2 protein-coding genes are annotated in these 429 nt (G+C 64.1%); both read left to right on the top strand.

Annotated elements, in window-relative coordinates; translation table 11 throughout:
- On the top strand, positions 1 to 182 hold a 182-nt coding region (locus I6F37_RS41045; protein ID WP_225154526.1), incomplete at its 5' end, for an EAL domain-containing protein.
- A gap of 33 nt (positions 183 to 215) precedes the next feature.
- Positions 216 to 429, top strand: a 214-nt coding sequence (locus I6F37_RS41040; protein ID WP_225154525.1) for a hypothetical protein, incomplete at its 3' end; no start/stop codon positions are given.

Here is a 429-nt window from a genome sequence, read left to right as displayed (position 1 = left end):
CCATCATCTCGCTGGCCAAGTCGCTGCGATTGAAGGTGGTGGCTGAAGGCGTGGAAACCGATCCCCAGGCGACGCTATTGCGCGAACTGCACTGCGACGAAATGCAGGGTTACCTGTTCTGCCGGCCGATGGCCGCGGACAGGATAGAAGCCATGATTGCGGCGCAGGGCAATACCGTATGATATGAGCATGATGAAAACGCCGGTCCCCTCAGCATGACGCCGCCCGCGTCAGGCCCGACCGCGGCGCCGGCTGAAGGAGCGCGAGGCGCCGGCGCCCAGGACAGCAACGAGAGAGGGTTTGCCGCGCGCCAGCTGATCTCGGCGCTGCAGCGCGATCAGTTCGTCCTCTATGGCCAGCCCATACTGTCGGTGCAACCGCAAAGGCGCGGCACCCGGTACATCGAAATTCTGGTGCGCCACCTCGAGG

Source organism: Bradyrhizobium sp. NBAIM08, assembly GCF_020193935.1.
GTDB lineage: Bacteria > Pseudomonadota > Alphaproteobacteria > Rhizobiales > Xanthobacteraceae > Bradyrhizobium > Bradyrhizobium yuanmingense.
This window is presented reverse-complemented; position numbering and strand designations above follow the sequence as displayed.